Below are 24,928 nucleotides of genomic sequence, written 5' to 3'. Positions count from 1 at the left end.
CGTCGCCACATTATGCAATCGTCTGGTGGAGCATCTGACGTGATCTGCACGGGCACATGACCGCTCACGCGCGACGCGATGTGTACGCCTCGTCCGGCTGGTAAGGGTCGTCTACTATTTTTCATCGGCCAACGCCTCCCGGACAGCATCACGCACTGCCTGTCTGAACGCTTCGCTTTCGGTTACCGCTGCCACCTGTTGGAGCGAATTGCGGACATCGTTGTCGTCCACATAAAACTCTGTACCTTTGGCGAATCCTGCGGTAGGACTCCCTATATCCGCGCCATCCATCGCCCATGCCCACACTTCCGCGTTCGACCGTTCACCCGGCCCGGTAACCTCAACGACCCCTGAGAAATCCTTTGCGGGGAGCAACAACTCGTTAGGACTGACGTCAAGAACGAACGCGAGTGCCATGAGGTCATCAACGTCTAACCGACGTTCCCCCTCCTCAGCGCGCCTGATGCTGATCGGTGGAATCTTGCGCCCCTCCTTCGCCAGCATGTTGCTGAGTACCGTCCACGTGATGTCTTTCTCTTCTCGAATCCGCTTCAGGTTCTCCCTAGCCGTGCGAGCGGATGGGCCTTCTTCAATCGTCTTGTTTGCCATGCAGATAGCCTACCTTCATTTATTCGCGCTCCAGTGTTTGCCGTAATCAAATTTTCGTGATTATGTTGTGTTCATCGTTATAAATTCTACGTGAACGACAAGCGATGTCAACCGGAACGCCGGAAATCAGGAGTTCTCAACAAAGTGAGCTACATAAATTGGAGGTGTCGTCATGACACGCACGACAAATGAATTGCCCCGGTACATCGACAGCAAGGAGTTCGAAGAGCGTTACGGATTGCCCAAAGGCACCGCAGGTCAGCTTCGATTTCAGGGACGCGGCCCAGTGTTCATTCGACTGGGAAGCAGGGTCCGCTACGACGTGCGGGATTTGGAGGCCTGGGAAAAGACGAAGAAGTTCACTCGCACTGACACCCCGCTTGCAGCGCAGTAACAACACAAGCCACCAAAGAACCGGGCACTCACCCGAAACGACTAAATACCCGGCTCTTGATCACTAATTAGAAAGGTGTAAACGGTGACCAACCGAACACAACAGAATGATAGGACGAGCGTCTCGGGTCACTCTCCTCGCCAAGAAATGCCTGATTTCACGGGCTTCAAGACAAAGAACAAGAAACCGATAGTACCCGCATGGAAGACAGCACCACTGACGCCCGTCAGTCAGCTCAACCTCAGGGGGAACGAACAGTTCGCCGTCGACTGTGGCCGTAACGACTTGGTCGTCATCGACTGTGACTCCCGCAAAGCGTGGAAGACATTCGTTGGACTGTGGATCGAAAATGAGGGCACCTCTCGCATCAAAACGCCTGTCGTCAAGACGCCGCGTGGAAAACACGTGTACTTCAATGCAATCGATGGTCATCCCGTGAAGAACACAGTGAGCAAGCTCGGCCAGGGCATCGACACCCGCGCTGCTGGCGGGTACGTCATTGCACCGCCCACCCCGGGTTATGAATACCTACTGAAGGCATCTGTGCTTGAACTGCCGTTGTGGCTGGCGAACATGCTCACTCCAGCAGACTCGCCGCTACGCAGGACAGACGCCGCGGGAGGACAGGCGAAACATTCCATCAATGGGCTGATGCAGACGCTTGCGAACGCCCCTGAGGGCCAGCGAAACGCAAATCTGTATTGGTGTCTCCAACGTGTGTCTGAGATGCCACAAAAAATGCACCACCGTCTGATCAATCAACTCAGCCGTGAGGCCAGCTACATCGGCCTGGGCGACTGGGAAATCTCAAACACCGTCTCGAGTGTCTTTGGCGGCCATCGTGGCTGAGGCTGATGGGCTGAGACCGTCATGGTCCCCTGAAGACGTTAGGGACATTCTGGACGGAACACGAAAGTCCACGAGGCCCAAGCTGATGAGGCGTTCCGATGGGGTCCGTCTGCTCTACCCGGGCAAGGTTCATTCGCTCCACGGTGAATCGGAGTCGGCTAAGTCGCTCATAGCCCAGGCCGAGTGCGTGAGGGTTATCAAGTCGGGCGGCCGTGTTCTTTTCCTCGATTTTGAATCCGACGCAGTTTCAGTCATCGGACGACTCTTGGGTATGGGTGCAACCGCTGAGATCATCCTCAAGCGGTTCAAGTACGTTCGCCCCGAGTTTGACCCTGAAACCTTTGGTGAAGCAGAAGAGGAAGCCTTCCAACGACACTTGGGCGGGGTTTACGACCTCATTGTCATTGACGGGGTAACGGCTGCTTTCGACGTCTATGGGCTCAACTCTATGGATAACGGCGACACCATGAAGTGGGGTCGTAAACTCCCTTTGCGGCTGGCGTCAAAGACGGGTGCTGCGGTCATCCTTATTGACCACGTCACTAAAAGTTCAGATGGCCGAGGACGCTTTGCTCTAGGCGCTCAAATGAAGATGTCGTTTCTTACCGGAGCCGCTTACACAGCCAGGATGACTCAACAACTTGCCGTGGGCCGAGTCGGGAAAATCGAAATACGAGTAGGCAAAGACCGTGAGGGCCTGGTCCGTAGCCATTCAACGGATTTTCGTTCTTCCGACCAAACCGCAGCAATCGCAGTGGCAGTGTTCGACTCCACCCAGCCGAGCAAACTCTTGTACAGCCTTGAAGCCCCAAGTGGTCACACGCTGATCCGTTCGGATGACGAGATTTCTGGTCTGCCCCGTGCCGTGCTTGATGTGTTGTCCACCGAAACAGGAGGGGTGGGTATGAAGACCATCTGTGCCAATTCAAAGCCGAGAAAACTGGCCCCTTCAACTGCCAAGCGACACGTAGACAATCTGGTCGCCATGGGATTCATCGCCGAAGCAAAACCCTTGACACCCGAGAATCCGGGCCGTGCAGCCCTATACCAAATTACCGCTGAAGGGACGGCACTCCTTGCTTAGCGTCCAAATCCCCCAACTGCATTCGTAACTGAAAGGAACTCCCATGAATATCCACCCAACCCCTTATACGCCGCCCCGGCGACGATCCCGCGTCACCCACGTGAAAGGTGCTGTAGACCTGCTTGTGACTCTGTCACCGCTTGTCAACGGCATGGTGACAGGAACGCTCGGCACCGTACCGCTGACGTCTGCCGTGTACGCACAGATCCCGTCGACGACTGGCCCACTCGACCAACCGATTGCATGGGTGACCTTTGACGACCAGCACGAGCTCCTCGGCCTGATCGACGGCCATGTTGTCCGCGCCCCCGGGTCAGCCTCCGACCTCCCCCAACTTATCCTCACCGAAGGAGTAACACCATGAATAACCACCAACTGATAAACCCACACGGGTTGCCTGTACCATCGCGCACTTCGCCCAGTCGGGACCATCACCCCGGAAACGCATTTGAGTACGTTCCCGCTGACGTCTGGACCAGCACGAACTGCCGTGTTGTCGCTATCGATGGGGACTACTTCTCAAAGTCCCACTTCCACACGCTCAAGGAGTACCGCAACTGGGCAGGCCTCATGAATGGGGACGTTGAGGTTCTGGGCCGTGTTCTTCTTGACTCACTCTTCCTCGATCTGGTCGTAGTCACCCCACAGGGCCACCTCCGCGCATCGTCGATCTGCCTGCATGAAATCAAGGCCCTACACCCGGACATCCAAGAATTCTTGACCCTCCAACTCGAGGCCCCACCAATCTTGACTCGGGAAAACCCGTGGTCGAAGTTCACCAAAAACAAAAGGAGCACTAAATGAACGTCAGAGAAGCAATGGAAGCCGTCAAGGATGGCACGTTCGAGGAAAGAGTCTCGATCAAGAGATTGGCGAGGGACTTCGTAACGAACAGCACGAAGAACCGCCCCACCAGTTCGGTCGCCAAAGGCCGTGAATTGCACGCAACCATGCACCCCAACAAGAAGGACAACTAACATGACCACGATCACCAACTCCGCATACTCCCTCTTGGGCGACCACGACGCCCTCACCACTGCACTGGACAGCATTACCCGGGAAAGTCGCACCAACAACCAAAGTGTCCCCCCAGCCGTGGAAATTGATTTCGTTGACCTTGCACTCGCAGGGGAACCGTTTCCTCTCGACGTGACCAGCGCGGGAGATGACCGTCTCCGCGCAATTCACAACATTCAGATTCGCGGCGAAAAGCTGAAAGCAGCAAAGGCACAGGTTGAACGCCTGCGCACCGAAGCTGTTCAGGATCACGCGGACAAGGCTCTCGCATACCTTGACCATGAACTTCAGGAACTTATTTCCGAAGTCGTTGACACCGCGGATTCACTGGGTTCACTCAGCGACGTTCAGCGCATCCTAGAAGCAGGCACCAGCGAACAGATCAAAGCGTGGCGCAACACGACGAAGCTTGTCGAGCGCTACATTGAAATCCGCAGTGCACAGGTGACGATCACCCGGCAATGCCTCGACGCGGGACAACTCAACTTCATCTATGAAGCCGGATTCCTCCGCAACTCTTTGGATGACTCCGCATTCTGGAATGATCAGCGATCCCAGGCGTACACGCCCCGTGCCGCCCATGACCAAGATGACCATGTGGTTCGCTACAACAACTGGCTGACCAATTGTGAGTCGGCAAAGTACCCGCACAAACGCGAAGTGATGCCGGTCAGCAATGATCAACACATCGCTTACCTGCTGGACGTCTGCACCAACAGCCAGTTGTGGGTGCCATCCATCGGCAAACTGCTTGCCGCTTGGAACGCTGCCAACAGCGCTGCACAGCCCGTGAGCTTCGACCGTCTCAAAGGCATGGAAGAATCCCGCAACCAATACTACGAAATCACGGGAACGACGCCCACCAGCGATTACTCAGCAGGGGGTCAGGACGGATACCGCAAAGCACCGAACACCAAAAAGTCCTCGCTGGGTGAAAGCTACCTCAGCCACATCAGCTAGACACCAATAAACTGCGATACCCCGTGCCCCATCTGAGGTACGGGGTTTCGTGGTGGATTGATGCAATCCTCCCGCACAACATTCCAATGCATTCGTCGATCATTGATCACTCATCACGCCCAGGCGAACGACAACAGAGCCAAAAAGCGCTGTAGAGGCGTCCAACACACACGTTCACGAGTGTTTGCACGTCGAGCAGTCAACGGACGCCTGCAGACGCACACACGCGTGTAGTCTCCCACCCTGCCGAGAACCCGATAATTTCCTACGTTTATACCCATGCGCCCAGCGAGAAATTCATGCATCATTTGCCACGTGTCCATCCAAGGCAGACAACGGCTGACCTGTCCCGACCAACGATGCCGCCGCACCAGTAAAACCCAACGTGAACGCTCCAGACGGGAAAAGTCTTTTGGTCGTCCCGTTGCCAACCATGAGTCGCCCATGGCCTGTGAAATCTGTGGTGAACCATCAACGACCGCACGATGCTCGATTGCATGTAAGACCAAGGCAAAGACGATCCGACGACGCAGCCAGAAGAACAGTGGTGCTTGGAAAAATCACCGTCGCACCGAGACAAAGGAAACACGATGAACTGTAAATACTGCGGCTGTCTTATAACGACCAAGCGAGTCGGCGCCATAATTTGTGGAGAGAGGCCCTGTAAGAATCAGGGAAAGAGCGAACGAGCATTTGCCCGTCGTCAAGGTGCTAACCGAGTCCACGCCTACGTCCCACGCGTAGGCACTCAGGGCAACTCCTTCGATCCACCAGAGTTCGAGTATCTCAACGCTGCCCCAGGCATCACGACTGACCAGTTGCTGAGCCTGCGAGACGATCCCGCGCTACGCAAAGCTATCCAAGAATCACGACGCCTACGCCAGGAGAAACTCACCCAGCGTATCCGTGAAGTGGGCCTGTATGACTAAGGGGCCTCGGTGAATGAAGTACCCGCTTATGGGGTTGTCAGTCCTCGTGGTTAGTATCAGGGAACATCATCGATTGCAGTGAAAATATTGGGGGAAATTCCTTGGTCTTCTACTCGCCGCCACCTAACAAGCCGCCATCTCAGAGCCGGAAGAAGAGTCCGAGGACGCTACTCATAGTCCTAGCGTGCCTGATCGCCGTTTTCGTCGTGGTGCCGCTGACCAATGGAAGTTCATCGCCCGACGATTCCCCCGCAGGTGCCGGTCATGAACAGTCAACTGCGGCTCTAGCAGTGGAGACTAAACCTGCCACACAAACTACCTTTGCAATCGGTCAACCGGTGCAATCCAAGAAGTTCGAGTACGTCGTCACCGGATATGAGTGCGGCATACCCTCGCTGGGGCAGTACGAAGTGACCAAGGAAATCGCCAAGGGTCATTTTTGTCAGCTGTCCATCACAGCCGCGAATATTGCCAACAAGGCCGAGAGGCTGGATTTTGACGACTTCAAACTCTTATCAGGCGAGATCGAGTACAGCACAGACTCATGGGTGAACATCAAGGCAAGCAACGACGATGAATCATCAGGATTTCTGGACAAAATCAACCCGGGACTCAAGGTCAAGGGCAGCATCTACTTCGATGTGCCTACCGACAAGACTCCGAACGTCGTCACGATCAAAGACACGCTTTTCGGCAAATCGGCCACAATCAACTTGAAATGACGACTGTCCAGACGAGCCTCGACAACTCTGAGGACCAGACAAACGATTCCCGCTTACAAATTGGGCATCCAACGCATTTAGCCGACTACAGGATGCGAACTACACTTCACAGTATGCCGAATGCCGAGGACCAGGAGACCCCTACTGAGTGGCCAAACGAGTACCCAGCTTCTTGCCCTCCCCAAGAAGCCGAGCCCTCGTCTGGTGCCGTTTTTCGGCTGGTAGAAGGTAGTCAACCCAATCCCAAGGATTTCGTCAGCGGTTATGCTTTGAAGCCTGCGAGGTTCAAGGATTACGAAGAGGATCGTCTTTGCATGTCCATGGGCCTGAGTGTTTTCGACACCAAGGAAGACGCTGAGAGGACCCGAAAGTCCATTCCCCCTTTCAGGAATAAGTCGATAGCAGCTGGGTCCATCGACGGGTCCGGCCTGATGCAAGCCACTCCGTCAAAAGGCAACAAAACACATAGGACTTGGTGGCGGCCCGAGAATGACGTCCAATGGACCTCGTTTGAGGTAAAAGAATGAGCTGGTTGCCAGTCGGATCGTTCCTTGGGGAGTTGGAAATAGTCGAGGTATTCGTCGACTACGACGGACCCCGTATTTTCTCTTGCCGTTCAGCAACCGAACAGTCGTATATCGCTACTTGGGCCAGCGAGGGAGATGACCACGATCTTTGGTTGTACGCCCCTGTATCACCAACCCGGCTAACGGCTGTGCGTTCGGGTGGCGTGAAGCTGCGAGACGCTTTTCTCCATGCAGAAGGGTTCGTTTATCTAGCAAATCTCCCCCATGCCGGTACAGACGGGGACGAAGTAAAGACACTGGCCAAGTCCGATATTCTCGAAGATTGGTTGCCCGACGCCGACTTTGGTTTAGACATTGATACGCCCACGACTGATACCGCCGCTTCACCTTTGGAACTCGAACGGACAGCTGTCCAAGAGGGACGTACGCGATTGGATCTCCGAGTTCATTTGCCGGAGTATTTCCGCACGGAGGCCCCGACACGTCGTATTGGTGGAATCCTGCTTGCGCTGCAAACGGTGCTGGACAACTTCAGCGCTCTGGAAATTGACGACACACCACCGCAGGCCGGTCCACTACCCAGCAGCATCACAAACGCAGCAGCGTCTGATCTTGTTTCCCTTACCGCTGCAAGTTTCGTTCTCGGGATCGCATCCACTGACGGTCAAGACCTTTTCGGTGGGTCTCCCTTTTCCAGCGCCGTTGATCACCTTGTAACCCTTGCAGGAGTTGCACTCGAGGACGTGGAACTCCCCGCTAGCGTCTCCAAATTGCAGCCTAGGGGCGCACGGAGCTATCGACAGTTGATCAGAGAACTATCGCTAACCAATGGCGACGTTTCAATTACCGCAGGTAGTCCCAACTTCGGAAGTCGCATTGCCAAACTAAGTGCGGAGAAATTGCAACAACTTACCAAACTACTTGAGGGCATAACGGCTCAGGAGCCAGTGGAGATTCGTTCTCGCATGGTGCTATTCGCCGCTAATTCGAACCGTAAGCGTTTTGGGCTCCGGGATGTTGAAACAGATGTTGAGTATCAAGGGACGGTCTCTGAGGCAGCTGACCATCAGGTTTCACGAGCGACCCTTGGAGATGAGTACGACGCAACGCTGACAGAGATCACGACATACGAAGGTGCCACGGGAGAAAGCAAATTCGTCTACACCCTTGAACAGCTGGTCCACGTCAATGGGGAGCCAAATGACGAACCGGCTGACGCACTGACGGCATGGAGAGATTCTGCGCCTCCCCAATCAGCGCACTGAGCGCGTCTGACAGCTGCCATCATTTTGTCGCCGAGCAATGACACACGAAACTCCAGTGACGCACCGACAGGCGTGCCCAGGGATTGAACGGACGTGACCACGCACAACGTCACGATCGTGACCTTTCAGCAAGGGCTCAAGCCTGAGCGGCGCACGTAGTCCTCCCTACCACTGGATCAAATGCCTGGATGGCTACCGGGTTCAAACTACCGTGATCACGTCCTCGTGAATCATCGAAACTAGGCACGTTGCCAGCGCATGAGCGGTCCGTGCCCCACCAAGCGAAACATGCTCATATGTCTCTTCCCCGTGACGCTGACCACCCTCCCAAAGCAGCCGCATCATCTTGGTCAGCGTCTCCCTGTGATCCGCATTTTTCTCAACCAAAGGCAAGGAAACATTCTTCTGCTCTAGGTGCTTGATCACCGTGCCAAGGGTTGCGCGAGTGGTGTTGTTCGGGATGAAAGCCGGGCAGGCTAGTGTCTCTACGGCTTTTACGCTCAAGTCATAGGCGTGGTTCGGGTTGGTCGAGGTTCCATATGCAGCTTCGAAGGCTTCCCCCAGCAATGCACCCGCTTTCGCCGTCTTGTTCATTACACCCTCAAGCGCCTGAATGACACCACTGGGTTGCGCCGCAGTCACCCGCGTACGTCCTCTGCCGTCCGAGGTCAATACCCACCCAGCACGACTCTCAGCCAGCACCTTTCCCAAGTCGTACACACTCGCCGTTTTTAAGCCATGGAACAACATGCAATCTATGACGTTGGCCAATTCGTCATCTTCAAGCTGATGGACCTGCAACAAGAATCCTGAGTAGTCCAACGAGAACACCCGCTTCATGTGGCGGGATAAGAATCTAGGTAGTGCGTGGGCAAACTGCCCCCTGGAGGAAGCGCTGTCTACGACCCAGCTCTCCACTTGATTCCTGACGTAGTCGGGGAAGCCAACCTCGATTGCAGTTAGCCGCTCATATTCCTCGTTCGATATTGCTGGGGGCACCCATTTCTCAGTCATGTTTCCAAGCCTACCCATCGGTACAGACAAAAGTTCCTCTCGTCAGACTTTCCAATACGATTCAAGCCGCCCACGTCGCAGATAGTCCTTGGGTAGCTTCTGCTGCGTCTCTTACATTTCTTATATCGATCCGAAGGAACGATACAAACAACGACTAAGGACACGATCTAAATGACCACCACATCACCCGCAACCAAGGCTGTTGCCCCCGCAAAGACACCGACTGCCAAGGTAGTTGCAGTGCCTGTGAAGGCAACGACCAAGACCCCTGCGACGAAGGCAACACCTGCAAAGGCAACGACTCCCGCCCCCGTTGCAACGACCAAGACCTCTGCAGAGGAAACCGTCCGCACGTCGCACACCGAATGCATCCATGAATCCAAAGGTGCCGCTGGCAAGAAAGCACGCGCTGCCTGTCGCAAGGAACGCGCTGCTGCTGCAAAGACGGTCAAGGCATGACCCCGGAGGAACTGATCCTTGACGATATGGCCATGCTGTACCCGGGCCACGTCGTTTCCGTCTTGTACATCAACATGAACCGGTACGAGGCAACACTCACCGGAATCTCCCACACCTATTTGGTGACCCACGACAAAGCTGTGAGGCAAAACTAATGACACGAAATATGATGATTCACGCAGGTGACTTTGCCACCGAAATTTTCGGGCCGAACACAGAAGTTGAAATTGAAGACGACGGATCTGCGTACATCACGACATCACACGGTGTGATCCATGCGTTCTTCGCCTTCGACAACGAAGAAGTTGCCCGACTGACGATGTTCCCCTAAAGCAAGTACCCCCTGACCCCGTTCATTTAGTTGGATGGGGTCGAGTGGTGGATAAATGAGAACGTGTTGCACAATTGACGAGAATCAGAACACCTATCCCTGTGACGTCCGTAACCGCTGCCCTGATGCTCGAGAGTTGCGCGTGCGAGTCGATACCTCACTTCGCTATTCCACTGTCTGTAACGCTTCCTCAACGATTGCATGATGTTCTATGCGCAGACGTGAAGAGAAACGCCCCATTGCACTGAGTCGATCCTTTTCCCGTTTTCATTTATGAGACGTTGCCCAAGAATCCCTGCCGTACTTGTCAGGTGGGCATGCACGGGTCAATTTTCGCTGTTCATGGTCGAGGGGCTGGTTCCCGTGCGTCCGGTTCGCGCATTGGCACTCGAACGCTGACAACGGCAGAGTACGCAATGGCTGGCACTTGCTTGCATGCAGTTGCTCGGGGTCTCACGCGTGCCAATGCGGACGATTGCAATAGGTGTTGGCATCGCCTGGGCGTTGACGAAGTAGTGGCTTGGCTGGCGAGAATCATTCCCTGCCCGTCGATGGTTGTCCGATACTGTGACGCCTCATGTTGCCTGTGCCATTGACGTGCCAACACTGACGATGCCTGTATATGTGCACGTGTGAACATACGCACGTATCCAAGGCGTCTGTGCCGTCACTGCTGGCGATGCGTTCCTGATCCCGTGCTGTTGACCTTGTCATCTGTACCCGCAACCATGACGTGATGTGCCAACGATCTGCTGTGCTCTGACACGTGCCAACATATGCATGACCATGTCATCATGCACGACGACCATGCTGACGTCTGCTGCCCATGCCTGCATGTCTTACGCTGCATCCCTGACCCAAACGACGACGCAACGAGGTGCCAAACCATCCCCCCTGGTCAACCCTCCCCCAGGGGTCACAAAGCGGCCCGGAGCGTTCGGGTACACGCATTATGTACACCTCGTGGATTTTCCACACCTGTCCCACTAACGGCCCTCCGTCGTGCTTTTTCCCTCCAACAGATGCTGAGAATCGTCAAGCGTACATAGCCCAGACACAGGGGTCACCTGATCGTGCAGAACAACGTCAGACGCCAGAATCATCGTCATGAGTGAATACGCATACAACGGCCCATTGGACGCGTGGGGCAACCCATTGACGTCTGCCATTGCCGCCCAGCGATGTGCCCTTGATAGTGGGGTGCTCATCGAGTACTGGGGACAGCAAACGCCACTTGGTCGGCGATCTCATGCAATGAACCAGCTGAGTAATAACGGACTGACTTCATGCCGGGGAACAGTGGCCGTTCATTTATCCTCTTGCCTTCGACCTATTTGTCAGTTTGTTTCTATTCACTATTCACTTATCTCACCACTCCTCACACCTACGGTGATCGGGTGGTGGTGGTGAGATGATTGGGCGGTATTTGGTGAGTCAGTGGTGAGCAAATGGTGAGTGGTGAGCAACGTACTTTGAGCACTACTCAGGGCTTTTTTATCTCACCACTTGCTCACCAATCAATGTCTTGGCGTTGTCACCATGTCGGCAATTTGCTCACCAAACGTATTTGGTGAGCAAAAAGACGCCCCTCAGACGCCGCAATACGGACACACTTTCGCATCCCAAACGCCATCAGAAGACCTCAGGTATGCACCGCTACTAATGCAGTCGTCTCGGTCGTGCGAGAACCACAGCGGCCCCATCGTCTCGGTGGGGCCGCTGAAGATCATTGCCTAGTTCTTGCGAACTGGCTTGTATCCCTGACCGGGCTTCTGGGTCGGGGGCATCGTCTCCCCACGGTCGGAATGCACAATCCGATCTGTCACCCCTCCACGAGGCCCTACCTGCTGGTAGATGGCCGTCCTAGGAGCGTCGTTGCCGGGTTTGAGAGTTGGCTTAGTCAAGTCAATCTTCCAATCTGCCAGCACAGGGACATGTCATCGTGGGAGTGCTCGAACCATTTAGCTCGCCCACCCGTCACGATGTAAGGTCTTAGTATCTGTCCAAGATAACTAGAGCCCCGGTCACCTGCTGAACCTTTTTCGGTTACGTTTGCAACCGGGGTTCTTGCTTGCCCCATAAGACTACATCTTGTGCCTGACATTCATTTCCACCACTACATGATGTATTACATCCTTGTAGTTTATGCACCGACTGTCCACAGGCAGGTATACGAAAAATCGTTGGTTTCTAGCACATAATTTCGACCCGTCCACAGCCTGTGGAGTACTTGGCCACAAAAAAGACTGTGGCGTGTCGGCTCATCTCGGCGTGTCATCCTCGGCATTGTAATGAACTTGGAACCCGTTGCGGCAAAGAATACGAGCACGCGCCAGTATTCCAATGCATTCGATCCTGTGGGGTTGGAATCGCCGTTTGTGTAGTGCAGCCAACAGCAGTACTGTGAACACATTCTGAACACACTTTTCTATGATTCATAGACATTTGTAGTACTCACATGTCAGCCTAAACGCTGTAGTTTTCAGTCTTTTTGTCTGCCTCATGTGCTGGGAAGTATCACTCGTAATGAGAAGGTCAACAGTTCGATTCTGTTTGGAGGCCCCACGGCCAACAGCCCCGCACCCCTTGCAAACAAAGGGATGCGGGGCTGTTTTGTCGTCTGGTTATTCGCTTGCGCTGCCGCTGTGGTGATCCGCTGCAGGTATTTCCGGGCGCGGATCACCATATCTGTTGCCACCTGGACTGCCTTGCGGGAAGCTGGCATTGGCGGCCGGCTCCGAGCGTGCCGTTCGCACGCGTTGATGACCCGGCGCAAACGGTTCGGCACAATCGAGGAGGAGACCATGCGACGCCTTGTGATCACGGAGAACATCAGTCTGGACGGGGTGATCGAAAACGACGGTTCCTGGTTCGATCCAACGAAAGACTCCCGGCAGCAGCGCGAACTGGCTGAAGTCACGCGCAAACATGCCGCAGCCTCGGACGGATTCCCGGTCGGTCGAACCACGTTTGAGCAGATGCGGGGATTTTGGCCCACCCAGGTTGACGACCAAACCGGCGTCACCGACCATCTCAACCAAGTGCAGAAATATGTTGTCTCCGCCAGCATGGACGATCCCCGCTGGGAAGGAACCAGCATCCTGCGCGGAGGCGAAGGCCTCGGCGCACAGATCGACGAACTGAAAGCCGAAGACGGCACCGACATCGTCCTGACAGGCAGCATCGCACTGGCGCAGTCATTGCTCCGCCTGCGCATGGTCGAGGAACTGCGGCTCTTCGTTTACCCCGTCATCCTCGGCAAGGGACGCCGCCTCTTCCCGGACGGGACCGACATGCGTGACTTTCAGCTCGCCGAGAGCCGCGCGTTCAGCGAAGGAGTCGTCTTGCTCCGCTACACCCGGTGAACTGAATCGACGTCGCGGCGTGTCCGACTCCGGATTGTGACAACCCCCTTCCGCCACTTGCGAAGTAGCATGAAGCATGGAGAACTTAACTTCCCTGGTTGCCGCGCCACCTGCCGATTGGGTCGTCGGTATCCAAGATGTTGCCCCGGTCTTGACGCTCTTCATCGCTGCCATCGCGATCATCCCGGCTTGGGTGGCCATCGTGAAGACGACGAAGTCGAACAGGCAGGGGCGCTGGTGGAGCGAAGTCCAGTGGGCCCTCGACGCGGCGTTCAGTGACAACCCCGTGAAACAAAAGGCCGGAATCAGGACCATTTTCATCCTGTCGCGCGAAAAGTGGCTGGGACAGCACGAGCTGCAAGTTTTGGACTCGGCGTGGGAACAATCTCTCGTTCAGTCGGCGACCGGTGGTCTTCGCGGAAAAACGTCAAGCCCCACCCGGGAAAGACGCATCCTGCCCGACGGGCTCCAAGGCGAAGAAGCTGCCCAGGAGGGCGGGCTCGAGGCAACGGAAGACGGCCCTGTGGCCGGCAGCGCAGCCGACGGCGAAGTCCAGGTCGAGGCAGCAAAGCTCAGAGTGGCCCTTGACGACCGCATGGAACGCGAAACCCCTGCCTGGATCAAGGCAAAGGCAAAAGACTAATCAAACAGGAGGACACCCACCAATGAGAGCATTCGTTCTGCCCTTGGCTGGTGCCAACACAGTTGAACTGGCAGAAGTCCCCAAACCGCTGATCGACGCCGATGAACTGTTGGTGCAGGTAAAAGCTGTTGGCGTGGGCATCCACGACTCATATTTTCTGCCCCAGGACGCCAGCTATCCCTTTCCGATCGGCATCGAGGCCGCCGGCATCGTGGCGGAAATCGGCGCCGACACCACCGGCGTTCATCCCGGGGACCGCATTGCGTTCGTCAGTTCCATGCAACCCAAGGGCGGCACGTGGGCCGAATTCGTCGCGGTCAAGGCCAACTCACTGATCATCCCCCTCCCCGCTGCCGTTGATTGGGTGCACGCCGCTGCCATCCCGGTCGCTGGAAACACTGTGCTGCGGGCCCTGCACGCCCTCGCCGGGATCCCGTCCGGAGGCTCCCTCTTCATCGCCGGCGGGTCGGGGGCCATCGGCACCTTGGGCATCCAGCTCGCCCGTCAGCACAATTGGCGGGTCGGCGCCTCGGCGTCGGCTGCCAACCACAGCTATCTGCGCTCACTCGGGGCGGAGATGGTGGTCGACTACCACTCCCCCGACTGGGTTCAGCAGGTCCGCCAGTGGATGCCCGACGGCGTCGACGGGGCTCTCGCTGTCCAGCCGGGCACCGCTGCGCAAACGTTGGGCGTGGTGAAAAACGGCGGTCAGCTGGTGCCGATCTCCGGCGACAACCCGGTCCCTGAGCGTGGCATCGAAGTGGTGGGGATCCCCTACCAATCGGATGTGCGCGCCGAAGTCCTGCAACTCATGGCAGACGTTGCGGGCGAAAAGATCCACGTCGAGCTCGAGCAGGTCCATCCCTTCGGCGATGCCCTGGCTGCGCTGGCAAAAGTCCAAACCCGGCGTGCCCGCGGCAAGACCGTGCTGGAACTCCCCTGATGCCCCAGCCCCTGCCCCAGCTTCGGAGGTTGGGGGCTGGGGCAGCTGCGGCAAGGCACGGCAGGGTTCAGTACCCTGCTGCCGGCTTCTGCTCGATGTAGTTGATGATGAAGAAGCCGTCGAAGGGCACCAGCTCCACGTACCATCGTGTGGGCTGGGCCAGCCCGGCCCAGTCCGTCGGATCTGCAGGCGTGCCGGGGGCCGGGCGGTAGATGGCATCGAACTTCAGGAACGTTCCATTCGCTGTAGCACTGGAAGAGATGTCTTTTAGCAGCTCAAAGCGCCCTTGAAGCTCTTGACTGTCGGTATCGGCACCCACGGCATTGCGCAGGGACTGGGCGGTGAGCTCCTGCTGCCCGGCGTAGTAGTCCTGCCAGGCAACGTCGGTTTGCGTGGTGAAGATTGTTTCCGAGAAGGCAATCCGGCCCTGTTCAGCCAGCCCCTCCATGCACTCGTCCGGCACGGTGCCCGCGGTGTCGGCCCAGCCCTGCAGTATCTCCGTTCCCGCATTCACCCATGAGCTGTAGGACTTCAACACGCCGGCAATGGCTTCTTCGGGGGTTCCTTGCGGGATCCTCACTGCCTTGACCGCCTCTGGAGGCAGTGTCGGACAGCCGGGGTCAAGGACTGATTCCGGGGATTGGCTTGCTGTTGGCAGCGATGGCTCCTGCGATTCCGGAGTACACGCGCCCAGTCCGGCCACCAGCGCCAGTCCGAGCACCGCCGTCGTGATTGTCCTGCAAAAAATGCCCACGCCATTCCCCCATTGCCGTGCCGGCCCGTTTGGTCGACCCCAACCAGTCTAATGTCGCGCGGCAACAGTACGTGCCGGGGTCCATCGGAGGCGAACGGCAGCCAACAAGCCTGGGATGGCAGTTTTCGCTGCAGGCCCATGCTGCCAAACCGGAGACGCAGTAAATAAACGAAACAGCCCGTGCGGATCGGCACGGGCTGTTCAGAATTGCCGGCTGGTGAACTTGCCACCGGGCCGAGGATGGAGATGCGGTGCACGAAATGTGTAATGGCCATCTCGTCCCCCTTTCAAACAGTGTGCCGTCGCCGGCACACCTTCGGCTGCGCGGGGGTCTACCGGATGTTGAACAGGTCAACGCGGACGATCTCGCGATAGTGGCGGTCGCGAAGTTCATTGAACTTCCGGTCATCAATGGGCGTGAAGAAGATCCGCTTGATGGATGACTTTGTGGGTTTGGGGCTCATGCCGACACCTCCTTTCGATATTTGAAATAAATGGACGGAAATCATTTTGGCGCAACAATTAAAGCCTTTTCCGGCTCGCAATAAATGGAAAACGGCGTTAAGAGGGCACAAAAGTGCGCGATTTGTTTTGTGCGTTTTTTGCTGGCCGCAATTCCCTGTCCGCCACTACAGGAAGCCATGACCACCGGATTCCCACAAGGGCGTGATTACCCAAGGGTCATGGCCGGGAGCCGTGTTGGCAACGGGTGCAGGGGTGGCAGATGAATTCTGCTCGAGGAGCGGCCGCGAATGTGCGGCAGGACCGGAACAGCCTTGCGGTGGCGTCCCTACGCGGAAACGGTGTTAGCCGTGACGGCGATGGACAGGCGTGCCAGGCAGGGCATGACGCGATCCGACAACTCCGGACTTGATAAACGCAAACATCATGGCCTCCCTTCAATTGCACGCGAACATCCAAGACGGAGCGTCAAGGACTAATAGTCAAGTTACAAGAAAGATGGGCACATATCCAGTCAATTTCTAAATATTTTTGAATATGTCGCAATTATTTCCCGCTGAAACGTTTAAAGAGGATGCATGATGGGCAGTTGGTGCAGGGTGTCTGCAAAGTCGTTTAGCTGATATTTAGGCCGGCGAGTTTGAGTGCGCGGTGCGGGTAGTTGCGTGCTCCGCGAGTGGCTTTGGCGATGTTGGTTTCGCCTTCCAGGCGCAGAATTGTGATGGCGATGTTCCTCAGGGAGGCCATGACCCGTGGCGCGTTTCCACATCGGATCTGGCTTCCGTCCTCTCGCCAGGTTACGTCCCGGCGCCAGTGGAGGCCGTTTTCAATTCCCCAGTGGCCTCGGATCAGGGATCCGATGAGTTCTGGTTTCCCTTGTGCTGGTGTCAGCGAGGTGATGATGTAGACGGTCTCGGTTGACCATTTTCGGGTTCCGAGCGGCCTGGATTTGCGGGTGATTTGGGCGGCCTGGGCGGCGTGGGGGAATTTGATTCCGTCATCGACGCTGACGCATTTGACGGTCCGCTCGATGTCGCGGCCATTGGCGGTGTTGCGGGTCTTGTTCCCGGCACGTACCCGCTTCCACGGCAGGGCGCGCAATTGCTCGTGAAGCTTGGGCTGGTTCCCCTTGACCGTGAGCACATAGTGGGCTTCCCTGGAGTGCAGGTACTCGGCATGCTCACGCTGGGTATGCAGCGCATCGGCAGAGACAATCACGTCTTTCAGGTCCTTGATGCCTTCCAGCAGGGGCTTGAAGTACGTGATCTCATTGTGTTTCTCGGATACGTTCGCCTGAACCAATACGGCCCCGGTGGTGTGGTCAATGCCGGCGAGCAGATGAACTCTGGTGCCGCCGCCGTTCTTGGCCCCACGGACTTCCTTCCCATCAATCGCGATGGCCGTCACCGGAGTCATACCTTGTGCCCACGACCCGGCCAATCGGTCCAGGGCGTCTGCATCCAGACGCTGCAGGATCCTGGCCAATGTTGTTGCGTGCGGGGCGCCGATACCCAAGTCAGCGAGCTGGCCTCGGGCAGTGTCGGCAGCCCATTCGGCCATCTCCACCAACGTAGTCGCCCCGGCCACCACCGAACAGATCATGATCACCAACAAGTGTGAGAAGCGGTGCCGAACCCCTCGCTTCTTCCGTGGATCCGGCAATTCACACAATGCAGCAAGCACCTTGCCCGGGTCAATCTTCACCTGCCCGGCCGTGGCGAATTCGTCAATGAACAAGGCGAGATGGGATGATGACATGCGAGAACTCCTGGCAATACAGCGGATTAGACACCTACTGGATTAACAGGAGTTCTCACTTTTTAACAGCCACGACCCCGTTCGTCTCACATGTTAAGACGCTGAATTCTCATAAAAGACTTTGCAATCGCCCTGGCAGTTGGTGGGTTCCGGGAAACCCGTGGGCGGAGCTGCGTGGGCGGGCAGGGCTTACGATGGGCGCATGCGCACAGCAGCTCAACGCCCCCGCCCGGCCCGCGAACCGGGCCGCGTCCACTGGATGGAGCTCTTCTTCGACCTGGTGTTTGTGGCATTCATCGGGCAACTGGCCCACGGCATCCACGGCGATCCCGGCTGGCCCGAGTTCGGCACCTACGTCCTGCTGTTCTTCCCGGCCTGGTGGGCATGGGTGAACATTGTCTCTGTCATCAACCTCCTGCCGGGCCTGACCTCCCGGGTGCTGGGGCTGTCCATGGTGGCGGCCATGGCTGCGGCCGGGCTCATGGCGGCCGCTGCCCCGCACGCCTTCGGTGAACGGGCGTGGGCTTTCTCGCTGGCCAATGCGGCCATGCGCGGCCTGCTGCTGGTCCTGTGGCTGCACGAGCACCGCAAACTATCACCTGAACAACCCTGGCGCATCTGGATGTACAACGGCGGAACGTCGCTGCTGTGGTTCATTGCCGTCTTCCTGCCCCTCCACGCTGCCGTCATCCTGTGGGCAGTCGCCATCGCCGTGGAGGTGGGCATGATTGCCGCCAGCCGGTGGATCGGCGCGCAACGCAACCTGGGTGGAATCAACTTGGAGCACGCGACGGAACGGCTGGGCCTGTTCGTGGTCATCGTCCTGGGCGAGTCCATCTTCACGATCGTCTCGGAGCTGGCGCAGGATTGGCACCCCGGCCCGGCCCTCGCCTCTGCATTGGGCTTCATGATCGTGGCGCTGCTTGGCTGGGCGTTCTTCCAGTACGGCATGGACGTTCTTGCCAGCGGCCTTGGGCAGCTGCGCAAACGCGAGGACTTCAGCGGCATCCTGCAAACAACGCTGTTCATGCCGTTCGCACTGGTGCTCGGTGTGACCTCGATCGCCGCTGCCATCGCCACGGCCATCCCGGCACCCAACACGCTGCTGCCGCCGGGCGCAGCCGTTGCCCTGGGCGGCGGGCTGGCCCTTTTTTACGGCACCAATGCGATCGTCTCGCTGCGCTTCGGCGCGCCGCTGCGGTCAGTCCTGCCGTGGGGCATCCCCGCCGTGGTGGCCGCGCTGGTGCTGGTCCCGCTGGGCGGAAAGCTGCCGGCCGCCGTCGTGCTTGCCTTGGCCGTGGCCCTGCTGCTGTTACTCACCGTCCAAGCGGAAGCCAACGCACGACGCCGGCCCGACCCGCCCTAGTCTGTCCAAGGGAAAACAACGCCCTCGCCCACCACTTTCAGGAAAAGTTCGGTGCCCGGGCGGGCCAGCATGGCGTTCCAGTGCCTAATGTTGATGACCTCCCCGCCCACGGGCTGGTGCGGATCGCGGGGGTGCTCCGCGTCGACGGGGATGGGCTCAAGCTGGATCCGCACGGTGGTTTCGGGTCCGAAGTAGTCGGTGTCCACGACGCGCCCGCGGATGGGGCTGCCGCCGGAAATTCGAATCTGCTCGGGGCGCAGCATCAGGTTGACCTTGCCCTGCACCTTGGGCATGCGCACGGGGATCCCGCCCAGCGAGCACAGCGCCAGCGAGCCCTCCAGCCAGGCCTCCAGAATCACGGCGTCCCCCAGGAATTCGGCGGTGGCCCTGTCCGCGGGGCGGGTGTAGACAACAAACGGGCTGCCGATTTGGGCCAATTTTCCGTCGCGCATCACGGCAACCTGGTCTGCGAAACTCAACGCCTCCGCTTGATCGTGGGTGACCAAAATGGTTGTCACGCCTGCCTCTTTGAGGGTTTTGGAGACGGCCCGGCGCGTGTCCACCCGCAGGCCGGCGTCCAAGGAGCTGAACGGCTCGTCGAGCAGCATGAGTTCGGGCTGGCGGGCCAAGGCGCGGGCCAAGGCCACGCGCTGTTGTTGCCCGCCGGAGAGCTGGTGCGGCCGACGCTTGGCGTAGGAGGCGTCCATCGAGACCATCTCCAGCAGCTCGCCCACCCGCAATGCGGCAGCCTTGCCGCGCAACGGCAGCCCAAACGCGATGTTCGCCCCAACACTCAAATGCGGGAACAACGCCCCGTCCTGGGCCACGTAGCCGACGCTGCGCTTGTGCGCCGGAACCCACTGGGCGGGGCCCGCAACCTCGGTCCCGCCCAGGGCTATCCGGCCCGAGGCCGGCGCCAAAAAACCCGCGATGAGACGCAGGAGCGTGGTCTTGCCGGATCCCGAGGGGCCCACAATGGCGGTGGTGCGGCCTTGGGCCACGTTCAGATCAACGCCTTTGAGAACCTCCGTAGCGCCGAAACTCTTGCGGATCCCGGCGATGTCGAGATGGTCCGGCACATCGCTGGAATCGTGTACAAACGTCCTGCTGCTCTCGCGGGCAGGGCTCTGGTTGGCTGGATCTTGCCCGGCGGAATCTTGGCTGGCTGGATCTTGGATCGCGGGGCCTTGGCTGGCTGAATTCTGGACCCTGCTGTGCCGGGAGCCGGGGCGGGTGTCATGGGGCTGGGTGGTCATTGTCCGGCGGCTTTCTTGGATTGCACAAAAAGAAGGTAGGTCATGGGTGCTGAGAGCAGAATCATCAACAAGGCGTAGGGCGCTGCTCCCATGTAATCAATTTCGCTGCTCAATGACCAAAATTGAGTGGCAAGGGTGCGGGTGCCATTGGGTGCAAGGAGCAGCGTGGCGGTCAGCTCATTCACAATTCCCAGGAACACCAAAGCTGCCCCTCCGGCTGCTGCCGGTGCTGCCAGCCGCAATGTCACGCGCAGGAAGGCGACCAGCGGTGGTTTGCCCAGTGCCCGGGCTGCCTCGTCCAATTCGCGGGGCACCTGGGCAATCCCCGCTCTCAGGTTCACCAGGGCACGCGGCATGAACAACAAGGCATAGGCCGCCACCAGCACCAGCGAGCTTTGGTAGATGGCAGGCACATTGTGAATGGTGATGGTCACCAGCGCCAGCGCCACGACAATGCCGGGCATGGAACTTGAAATGTAGTTGGCGGCTTCCAGGACCTTGCTGACCGGGCCCGGGTGTCGGATCACCAAATACGCCAGCGGGAATGCCAAGGCGGTTGTCACGGCAGCCCCGATGAGACCGTAGTCGAGGGTCAGCAGCAAAGCATTGAGGAGGTCGTCCCGCGCCCAAATCTGCGTACCGCCGGCAATCAGCCAGCGGCCCACATGCCACAGGGGCACCCCCAGCGCCAACGCCGAAACAGCAATCAAGGCCAGCTGGCCCGGCAGCTGGTACGCCCCGAGCGACAAGCGGCTGGGGCTGGACTGCACGCCGGCCCCCACCCGGGCATAGCGGGCGCTGCCGCGCGTTTTGGACTCGGCCATCAGCATCAGCAAACAAAACAGCACCAGGACGCCGGCCAGCATGTTGGCTGCGGCCCCATTGAAAGTGGAACGGAACTGATCGTAAATGGCCGTGGTGAAAGTGTCGAAGGCAATCATGGCAAAAGCGCCATATTCGGCCAACAGGTGCAATCCCACCAGCAGTGCACCCCCGGCGGTGGCCAAACGCAACTGCGGCAGCACCACCCGGAAGAACACCTTCCACGGCCCCAATCCCAGCGCCGCCGCCGATTGTTCCAGTGCCGGATCCAGCCGGCTCAGCACGGCTGCCACAGGTATGTACACCAGCGGGAAATAAGATAGCACCGAGATCAGCACACCGCCGGAGATTCCGCCAAGGGATGGAATGGCACTGACCCAGGCGTAGCTGTTGACAAATGCTGGAATGGCCAGTGGCGCGGCCAGCAACACCGCCCACACCTTGTTCCCGGCCAGGGAAGTGCGTTCCACCAGCCAGGCACCGCCAACTCCAATCACCACGCACAGCGGAATGGTGATCAGCACCAGCGACAGCGTGTTAAACAACAATTCGCCAACGCGCGGACGGAACACCAAAGCAACAATGGTGTCCCACCCGGCGTTGGCGGTGGCGACCACCACGAACCCCAACGGAAGCAGGGAGAACGCGGCGATCAGCAAACAAAGTATGACGACGGGCCAAGGGCCGAAGCGTGAGCCCCGGCCCCCAGCCGCCTTGCGCAATTTCGTGGCACCCGGCAGGCCAACCGCCGTCGTACTTTGTTTTGAAGTCATTAAAACTAGAGTAGTCCAGCCTGGGTCATGAGCTCGGTGACCTTGGCGGAGTTCAGCTTCGCCGGGTCAATCTTGGGTGCCTGCAGCTCATCCAACGGGACCAGCTCTTCGTTGGCTGGAACCTCGGAGGCTACGGGGTACTCGAAGCTGCCGCCTGTCTGCAGGATGGTCTGGCCGGCCTTGCCCGTGACGTACTCCAGGAACTTCTGGGCGTTGTCCTGGTGCTTGCTGGAGGCCAAGACGCCGCCGCCGGAGATGGAGACGAACGCGCCCGGATCTTCGTTCTTGAAGTAGTGCATGGCCACGTTCTTGGAGTTTTCACCGGTCTTGGCCTGGTCCCCGAACCAGTAGTAGTGGTAGATGATGGCGCCTTCAACTTCACCGGCGTTGACGGCCTTCATGGCGGTGCTGTTGCCCTTGTAGGCCTTGGAGTTTTCCTTCATGGACTTCAGCCATGCGGATGTGGCTTCCTCGCCTTCGAGCTCCAGCATGGCGGAGACGATCGCCTGGAAGTCGGCGCCCGACGGCGATGCGGCCCAGCGGTCCTTCCACGCCGGATCGGCCAAGTCCATGATGGACTTCGGCAGCTTGTCCTCGGTCAGTTTGGTCTTGTCGTACGCGAAGACGGTGCTGCGCGCTGCGATGCCCGTCCACTTGTTCGTGGAGGGGCGGTACTCGGCGGGGACCTGGTCTTGGACCGTGGAGCTGATCTCGGCGAACAGGCCGGCGTTTTCAACCTGTGTCATGGCCGGTGAGTTTTCCGTCAGGAAAACATCGGCCGGTGACTTGTCGCCTTCGGCGATGATCTGGTTGCTCAGCTCCAGGTCGCTGCCCGGGCGAATCGTGACCCTGATGCCGGTTTCCTTGGTGAATTCGTCCGCCCAGGCCTGGGTCAGTGAATCGTGCTGTGCGTTGTAGACGGTGATCGCGTCTTCCGCGCCGCCGGCAGCACCGCTGCTGTCCGCCGGAGTGGTGGAGCCGCCACAAGCAGCAAGGGCCAAAACGGAGGCGCCGGCCAGTGCGGCCAAGGCGGTCTTGCTGAACTGCTTCCTGGTCAAGGAGGTCATAAAGGAGCCTTTCGGCAATAGGAATAATTAGCGAACGTATTTCGATCGTAATCCATTAGAGGACAGCCTACCCTCACAAGGGACAAAATGTGACGGGACTCTCCCTTGCCTGCCTGCTCTGGCCGGACTACGTGTCGGGAGATGACGTTTTGCGCAGCAGCTCGCCAGCCCGGTCCACGTGCTGAAATACAATGCCCGCCTTGCGTTCCACGCCGGCCACTTCCCCTTCGCCCAGCCTCACCAAGGCGAGTGCCTCCGCTGTTGCAGCCAGGGCGTTGCCTGCCCGCGAGAGCTCCCGGTGCACGTCGTTGAGGTATCCCCCGGAGCCGGTGGGGATTTCCATGCCCTCGCTGGGGCCGGCGGCTTGGCCCGCGGCGGCGATGCTGCGGACCACCGGCAACAGGTCCGCGAGGTTGTTTGCCACCACCACCATCGACTGGTAATTTTCGGCTGCCTGCGCCTCCGACTGTTGGGATGCTCCGGAGCCCTGGGGAGCAGGGACGGTTTCTTCCAAGCCTTCAAGCATTTGGTGAAAGCGGTCCAGGCCGCGGCGGAACCTGTCGTGGACCCGGCGCCACACACCCTTGCCGAGTTCGGCGTCGTCGTGCTTGGCCTGGCGCGAGGCGCTAAATAGTCCCTTGAGCATGCGCGTCAGAGGTACTGTCCGGGGCCGCCGGAATCCGGACCGCCCAGCTGTGAATGTCCCAGGGGTCCGCCCTGGCCTGCCGAGGCACGTTGGGGCTCGCCATTTTCGCCCACAATCACTCCGGGGGCGATCATGGTTCCCGGCGGAAGCTGGCGCAGGGCCAGGCGGGCGGCAGTTTGTTGGCTGGCCATGGCCTGGGCGGCTTGCGCGGTTTGAATGCCGTGGAACAATCCTTCCAACCACCCCACCAACTGTGCATGGGCAATGCGCAATTCAGCGTCCGACGGCGAGGCATTGTCCGTGAACGGCAGGCTCAGGCGGTGCAGCTCCGCAACCAGCTCGGGGGCCAGCCCCTCTTCAAGCTCGGTGATGGATGCCTGGTGGATCTCGGCCAGCCGTGCCCGGGCGGCGTCGTCCAAGGGTGCGCTCTTGACCTCGTCAAGGAGCTGCTTGACCATGGTGCCAATGCGCAACACCTTGGCTGGCTGGTCCCCCATGTCCGACACGCTGGGTGGCTGCTTTGCTGCTCCGGGCGCGGACGCCTGATTCGCTGCGGCCCCCGCCGGCGCACTGTTGAGCGAACCGTGGGGCGAACCGTCGGGCGAACCGTCCACGACGTTGCCCACAGCTACCGCTTCTGGGTCCGGATTCTGCGCCTTTTCACTCATGCTGCCAGTCTCTCACGTGCCGCCGGGGCGGGGCCCGGAACCAGCTGCAGATTCGGGCAGGCCTGTTGGGGCAGGGACTTGCCAGGCAGGGACTTGCCGGACCGTTCGCCTCGGTCCCAACGTGGGACGGGGGCTGTTGTGGTGATCGGAGGCCGCTATAGAAGCGCCCGATCACCACACCAGCCCCGGGAGCATCTAGATCTGCGCAAATAGCCCGCGCTCCGCCGTCATGCCCGCGTCGGGCC

26 protein-coding genes, 1 tRNA gene and 1 pseudogene are annotated in these 24,928 nt (G+C 58.6%); 17 read left to right on the top strand and 11 right to left on the bottom strand.

From position 1 onward, the window contains the following. Positions 1–114: 114 nt before the first annotated feature. Positions 115–609, bottom strand: coding sequence for a helix-turn-helix domain-containing protein (locus QMG25_RS17750; RefSeq protein WP_283462395.1), 495 nt, complete (start codon positions 607–609; stop codon positions 115–117). A 172-nt stretch (positions 610–781) separates the two neighbouring features. On the opposite strand from QMG25_RS17750, the gene QMG25_RS17745 reads away from it, so the two are divergent. From QMG25_RS17745 to QMG25_RS17705, 9 genes are all read left to right on the top strand, one after another. After that, positions 782–1,003, top strand: coding sequence for a helix-turn-helix transcriptional regulator (locus tag QMG25_RS17745; protein ID WP_283462394.1), 222 nt, complete (start codon positions 782–784; stop codon positions 1,001–1,003). 147 nt (positions 1,004–1,150) lie between these two features. Beyond that, positions 1,151–1,852, top strand: coding sequence for a bifunctional DNA primase/polymerase (locus QMG25_RS17740; protein WP_283462393.1), 702 nt, complete (start codon positions 1,151–1,153; stop codon positions 1,850–1,852). An 85-nt stretch (positions 1,853–1,937) separates the two neighbouring features. Next, positions 1,938–2,936, top strand: a complete 999-nt coding sequence (locus QMG25_RS17735) for an AAA family ATPase (protein WP_283462392.1) — start codon at positions 1,938–1,940, stop codon at positions 2,934–2,936. A gap of 43 nt (positions 2,937–2,979) precedes the next feature. After that, positions 2,980–3,300, top strand: a complete 321-nt coding sequence (locus QMG25_RS17730) for a hypothetical protein (protein ID WP_283462391.1) — start codon at positions 2,980–2,982, stop codon at positions 3,298–3,300. Further along, entirely contained in the window at positions 3,297–3,740 is a 444-nt protein-coding gene (locus QMG25_RS17725) for a hypothetical protein (protein WP_283462390.1), read from the top strand. Before QMG25_RS17730 ends, QMG25_RS17725 begins: the two co-directional genes overlap by 4 nt. Further along, positions 3,737–3,913: a hypothetical protein gene (locus QMG25_RS17720; RefSeq protein WP_283462389.1), complete on the top strand. Its 177-nt coding sequence runs from the start codon at positions 3,737–3,739 to the stop codon at positions 3,911–3,913. The genes QMG25_RS17725 and QMG25_RS17720 overlap by 4 nt, the downstream gene beginning before the upstream one ends. A gap of 1 nt (position 3,914) precedes the next feature. Further along, positions 3,915–4,913, top strand: a complete 999-nt coding sequence (locus tag QMG25_RS17715; protein ID WP_283462388.1) for a hypothetical protein — start codon at positions 3,915–3,917, stop codon at positions 4,911–4,913. Between the two features lie 1,135 nt (positions 4,914–6,048). Next, entirely contained in the window at positions 6,049–6,564 is a 516-nt protein-coding gene (locus QMG25_RS17710) for a DUF4352 domain-containing protein (protein ID WP_283462387.1), read from the top strand. Positions 6,565–7,087: 523 nt separating this feature from the next. Further along, a complete protein-coding gene (locus QMG25_RS17705; protein WP_283462386.1) occupies positions 7,088–8,356 on the top strand; it encodes a DUF6575 domain-containing protein in 1,269 nt (422 codons plus the stop codon). Between the two features lie 201 nt (positions 8,357–8,557). Here QMG25_RS17705 and QMG25_RS17700 read toward each other — a convergent pair whose 3' ends face one another. Beyond that, positions 8,558–9,370: a hypothetical protein gene (locus tag QMG25_RS17700; protein WP_283462385.1), complete on the bottom strand. Its 813-nt coding sequence runs from the start codon at positions 9,368–9,370 to the stop codon at positions 8,558–8,560. Between the two features lie 171 nt (positions 9,371–9,541). Between QMG25_RS17700 and QMG25_RS17695 the strand changes: the two genes are divergently transcribed. The 7 genes from QMG25_RS17695 (at position 9,542) to QMG25_RS17665 (ending at position 15,111) form a co-directional block, all read left to right on the top strand. Continuing rightward, positions 9,542–9,829, top strand: coding sequence for a hypothetical protein (locus tag QMG25_RS17695; RefSeq protein WP_283462384.1), 288 nt, complete (start codon positions 9,542–9,544; stop codon positions 9,827–9,829). Continuing rightward, a complete protein-coding gene (locus tag QMG25_RS17690) occupies positions 9,826–9,984 on the top strand; it encodes a hypothetical protein (RefSeq protein WP_283462383.1) in 159 nt (52 codons plus the stop codon). Before QMG25_RS17695 ends, QMG25_RS17690 begins: the two co-directional genes overlap by 4 nt. Then, entirely contained in the window at positions 9,984–10,160 is a 177-nt protein-coding gene (locus tag QMG25_RS17685; protein ID WP_283462382.1) for a hypothetical protein, read from the top strand. Before QMG25_RS17690 ends, QMG25_RS17685 begins: the two co-directional genes overlap by 1 nt. A gap of 2,497 nt (positions 10,161–12,657) precedes the next feature. Beyond that, positions 12,658–12,725: transfer RNA gene (locus tag QMG25_RS17680), tRNA-OTHER, on the top strand. Between the two features lie 239 nt (positions 12,726–12,964). Next, positions 12,965–13,525: a dihydrofolate reductase family protein gene (locus QMG25_RS17675; RefSeq protein ID WP_283462381.1), complete on the top strand. Its 561-nt coding sequence runs from the start codon at positions 12,965–12,967 to the stop codon at positions 13,523–13,525. Between the two features lie 76 nt (positions 13,526–13,601). Further along, positions 13,602–14,168, top strand: coding sequence for a hypothetical protein (locus QMG25_RS17670; protein WP_283462380.1), 567 nt, complete (start codon positions 13,602–13,604; stop codon positions 14,166–14,168). 22 nt (positions 14,169–14,190) lie between these two features. Beyond that, positions 14,191–15,111, top strand: a complete 921-nt coding sequence (locus tag QMG25_RS17665; protein WP_283462379.1) for an NADP-dependent oxidoreductase — start codon at positions 14,191–14,193, stop codon at positions 15,109–15,111. A gap of 67 nt (positions 15,112–15,178) precedes the next feature. Here QMG25_RS17665 and QMG25_RS17660 read toward each other — a convergent pair whose 3' ends face one another. The 3 genes from QMG25_RS17660 to QMG25_RS17650 all read right to left on the bottom strand — a co-directional run bounded on the left by QMG25_RS17660 (position 15,179) and on the right by QMG25_RS17650 (position 18,085). After that, a complete protein-coding gene (locus QMG25_RS17660) occupies positions 15,179–15,865 on the bottom strand; it encodes a hypothetical protein (protein WP_283462378.1) in 687 nt (228 codons plus the stop codon). A 332-nt stretch (positions 15,866–16,197) separates the two neighbouring features. Then, positions 16,198–16,329, bottom strand: a complete 132-nt coding sequence (locus QMG25_RS17655) for a hypothetical protein (RefSeq protein ID WP_283462377.1) — start codon at positions 16,327–16,329, stop codon at positions 16,198–16,200. Positions 16,330–16,942: 613 nt separating this feature from the next. Then, on the bottom strand, positions 16,943–18,085 hold the full coding sequence (locus QMG25_RS17650) for an ISAs1 family transposase (RefSeq protein ID WP_283462376.1): 1,143 nt from the start codon (positions 18,083–18,085) through the stop codon (positions 16,943–16,945). A gap of 202 nt (positions 18,086–18,287) precedes the next feature. On the opposite strand from QMG25_RS17650, the gene QMG25_RS17645 reads away from it, so the two are divergent. Continuing rightward, positions 18,288–19,451: a low temperature requirement protein A gene (locus tag QMG25_RS17645; RefSeq protein ID WP_283462375.1), complete on the top strand. Its 1,164-nt coding sequence runs from the start codon at positions 18,288–18,290 to the stop codon at positions 19,449–19,451. Here the strand turns inward: QMG25_RS17645 and QMG25_RS20635 are convergent. The 6 genes and pseudogenes from QMG25_RS20635 to QMG25_RS17620 form a co-directional block, all read right to left on the bottom strand. Further along, positions 19,448–19,714, bottom strand: coding sequence for a TOBE domain-containing protein (locus QMG25_RS20635; RefSeq protein WP_502866440.1), 267 nt, complete (start codon positions 19,712–19,714; stop codon positions 19,448–19,450). The two genes, QMG25_RS17645 and QMG25_RS20635, sit on opposite strands and share 4 nt — an antisense overlap. A gap of 336 nt (positions 19,715–20,050) precedes the next feature. Continuing rightward, positions 20,051–20,485 (bottom strand): annotated as a pseudogene (locus tag QMG25_RS20630) (ABC transporter ATP-binding protein); the annotation flags it as partial. A 218-nt stretch (positions 20,486–20,703) separates the two neighbouring features. Next, positions 20,704–22,302, bottom strand: a complete 1,599-nt coding sequence (locus tag QMG25_RS17635) for an ABC transporter permease (RefSeq protein ID WP_283462372.1) — start codon at positions 22,300–22,302, stop codon at positions 20,704–20,706. Between the two features lie 5 nt (positions 22,303–22,307). Further along, positions 22,308–23,369, bottom strand: coding sequence for an iron ABC transporter substrate-binding protein (locus QMG25_RS17630; RefSeq protein ID WP_283462371.1), 1,062 nt, complete (start codon positions 23,367–23,369; stop codon positions 22,308–22,310). Between the two features lie 127 nt (positions 23,370–23,496). Beyond that, positions 23,497–24,015, bottom strand: coding sequence for a hypothetical protein (locus QMG25_RS17625; protein WP_283462370.1), 519 nt, complete (start codon positions 24,013–24,015; stop codon positions 23,497–23,499). 5 nt (positions 24,016–24,020) lie between these two features. Continuing rightward, positions 24,021–24,683 carry a bacterial proteasome activator family protein gene (locus QMG25_RS17620; RefSeq protein WP_283462369.1) on the bottom strand — a complete coding sequence of 221 codons (663 nt, stop codon included), beginning with the start codon at positions 24,681–24,683 and terminating at the stop codon, positions 24,021–24,023. Between the last annotated feature and the right edge of the window lie 245 nt (positions 24,684–24,928).

The organism is Arthrobacter sp. H35-D1 (genome assembly GCF_030063185.1).
In the GTDB taxonomy this organism is placed as follows: Bacteria; Actinomycetota; Actinomycetes; order Actinomycetales; family Micrococcaceae; genus Specibacter.
Note: the sequence above shows the minus strand (reverse complement) of the source record. Positions and strands in the feature narration are given on the sequence as shown.

Coding starts and splice junctions, on each gene's coding strand:
- QMG25_RS20635 (WP_502866440.1), bottom strand. CDS start 19,714: ATGCTGCGCCCCGAGCAGATTCGAATTTCCGGCGGCAGCCCCATCCGC.
- QMG25_RS17740 (WP_283462393.1), top strand. CDS start 1,151: ATGCCTGATTTCACGGGCTTCAAGACAAAGAACAAGAAACCGATAGTA.
- QMG25_RS17685 (WP_283462382.1), top strand. CDS start 9,984: ATGACACGAAATATGATGATTCACGCAGGTGACTTTGCCACCGAAATT.
- QMG25_RS17720 (WP_283462389.1), top strand. CDS start 3,737: ATGAACGTCAGAGAAGCAATGGAAGCCGTCAAGGATGGCACGTTCGAG.
- QMG25_RS17665 (WP_283462379.1), top strand. CDS start 14,191: ATGAGAGCATTCGTTCTGCCCTTGGCTGGTGCCAACACAGTTGAACTG.
- QMG25_RS17690 (WP_283462383.1), top strand. CDS start 9,826: ATGACCCCGGAGGAACTGATCCTTGACGATATGGCCATGCTGTACCCG.
- QMG25_RS17630 (WP_283462371.1), bottom strand. CDS start 23,369: ATGACCTCCTTGACCAGGAAGCAGTTCAGCAAGACCGCCTTGGCCGCA.
- QMG25_RS17735 (WP_283462392.1), top strand. CDS start 1,938: ATGAGGCGTTCCGATGGGGTCCGTCTGCTCTACCCGGGCAAGGTTCAT.
- QMG25_RS17750 (WP_283462395.1), bottom strand. CDS start 609: ATGGCAAACAAGACGATTGAAGAAGGCCCATCCGCTCGCACGGCTAGG.
- QMG25_RS17650 (WP_283462376.1), bottom strand. CDS start 18,085: ATGTCATCATCCCATCTCGCCTTGTTCATTGACGAATTCGCCACGGCC.
- QMG25_RS17645 (WP_283462375.1), top strand. CDS start 18,288: ATGCGCACAGCAGCTCAACGCCCCCGCCCGGCCCGCGAACCGGGCCGC.
- QMG25_RS17745 (WP_283462394.1), top strand. CDS start 782: ATGACACGCACGACAAATGAATTGCCCCGGTACATCGACAGCAAGGAG.
- QMG25_RS17620 (WP_283462369.1), bottom strand. CDS start 24,683: ATGAGTGAAAAGGCGCAGAATCCGGACCCAGAAGCGGTAGCTGTGGGC.
- QMG25_RS17715 (WP_283462388.1), top strand. CDS start 3,915: ATGACCACGATCACCAACTCCGCATACTCCCTCTTGGGCGACCACGAC.
- QMG25_RS17705 (WP_283462386.1), top strand. CDS start 7,088: ATGAGCTGGTTGCCAGTCGGATCGTTCCTTGGGGAGTTGGAAATAGTC.
- QMG25_RS17625 (WP_283462370.1), bottom strand. CDS start 24,015: ATGCTCAAGGGACTATTTAGCGCCTCGCGCCAGGCCAAGCACGACGAC.
- QMG25_RS17730 (WP_283462391.1), top strand. CDS start 2,980: ATGAATATCCACCCAACCCCTTATACGCCGCCCCGGCGACGATCCCGC.
- QMG25_RS17670 (WP_283462380.1), top strand. CDS start 13,602: ATGGAGAACTTAACTTCCCTGGTTGCCGCGCCACCTGCCGATTGGGTC.
- QMG25_RS17635 (WP_283462372.1), bottom strand. CDS start 22,302: ATGACTTCAAAACAAAGTACGACGGCGGTTGGCCTGCCGGGTGCCACG.
- QMG25_RS17655 (WP_283462377.1), bottom strand. CDS start 16,329: ATGAGCCCCAAACCCACAAAGTCATCCATCAAGCGGATCTTCTTCACG.
- QMG25_RS17695 (WP_283462384.1), top strand. CDS start 9,542: ATGACCACCACATCACCCGCAACCAAGGCTGTTGCCCCCGCAAAGACA.
- QMG25_RS17700 (WP_283462385.1), bottom strand. CDS start 9,370: ATGACTGAGAAATGGGTGCCCCCAGCAATATCGAACGAGGAATATGAG.
- QMG25_RS17675 (WP_283462381.1), top strand. CDS start 12,965: ATGCGACGCCTTGTGATCACGGAGAACATCAGTCTGGACGGGGTGATC.
- QMG25_RS17725 (WP_283462390.1), top strand. CDS start 3,297: ATGAATAACCACCAACTGATAAACCCACACGGGTTGCCTGTACCATCG.